Origin of the sequence: Paracoccus sphaerophysae, assembly GCF_000763805.1 — a bacterium.
Taxonomy (GTDB): Bacteria; Pseudomonadota; Alphaproteobacteria; order Rhodobacterales; family Rhodobacteraceae; genus Paracoccus; species Paracoccus sphaerophysae.
In genome coordinates this window covers 1-1189 of record NZ_JRKS01000129.1, presented here as the reverse complement: position 1 = coordinate 1189, position 1189 = coordinate 1, and the positions used below count along the sequence as shown (strand labels likewise).

General features: G+C 70.3%; 1 protein-coding gene. It reads left to right on the top strand.

The window, feature by feature from the left end; genetic code table 11:
* Positions 1 to 990, top strand: a 990-nt coding sequence (locus tag IC63_RS16700) for an HlyD family type I secretion periplasmic adaptor subunit (RefSeq protein WP_036722759.1), incomplete at its 5' end; no start/stop codon positions are given.
* Positions 991 to 1189: the final 199 nt, after the last annotated feature.

The window sequence follows — 1189 nt, the reverse complement described above, 5'->3', positions numbered from 1 at the left end:
CGCCGCGGCCGGCTCGAGGCCGAGCGCGCCGATCAGCCGGGGATCACCTTCCCCGAGGAACTGACCAAGATCGCGGCTGCGCGTGCGGATGTGCAGGCGATGATGGACGGCCAGACCAGCCTGTTCCGGTCGCGGCTCGACACGCTGCGGCAATCGACCGACCAGCTGGACAAGCAGGCCCAGCAGGTGCGCCAGCAGATCGAGGGCATCGACGCCCAGACCGTGGCGCTGGACGACCAGCGCCGGCTGATCGGGCAGGAGCTCAAGGACCAGCGCAGCCTGCTGGACAAGGGCCTCGCGCAGGCGCCGCGGGTGCTGGCGCTGGAACGCGAGGCGGCGCGGCTGGACGGCCAGCTGGGCGAGGTCCGGGCGATGCGCGCGCAGGGCGAGACCCGCGTGACCGAGATCGGCATCACCCGGCTCAAGCTGATCGCCGAGCGCCGCGAGACCGCCGAAACCGAGCTGCGCGACCTGGGCTACCGCGAACTGGAACTCGCCGAACGCCGCCGCGGCCTGACCGAACAGATCAGCCGGCTGGACATCCGCGCCCCGGTGTCCGGGATCGTCCACCAGCTGCAGGTGACGACGCCGCGCTCGGTCATCCGCCCGGCCGATCCGGTGCTGTTCCTGATCCCGCAGGACCGGCCGCTGGTGATCGCGGCGCGGATCTCGCCGATCAACGTGGACGAGGTGAGCGCGGGGCAGGACGTGGTGCTGCGCTTCTCGGCCTTCTCCAGCCGCACGACGCCGGAAATCCACGGCACGCTGGCGCGGGTGTCGGCCGATGCCGTGGTCGACGAGGCCTCGCAGATGCAGTTCTACCGCGCCGAGGTCACCATCCCGCAGCCGGAACGCGACAAGCTGGGCGATCTCGCGCTGATCCCCGGCATGCCGGTCGAGGTCTATGTCCAGACTGGCGAACGCAGCCCGATCGCCTATCTGATGAAGCCGCTCACGGACTATTTCAACCGCGCCTTCCGCGAACAGTAGCGCACTCAGCCCCCCCCTCTTGCCCCCCGTCCCGTCGGGGGCGGCCTCCGCCCCCGCCTCGGCAGGCTACTCCAACCGAATATCGCCCCGCATCCCCATGCTGAAGGAGTCGCCAGCGTCGCGAACTGCCCCCCCATCCTCAGTTCTACCCCGCAGCTATCCTTACGCCGCCGCAGCAAACGGCAGGCGATAGCCGATC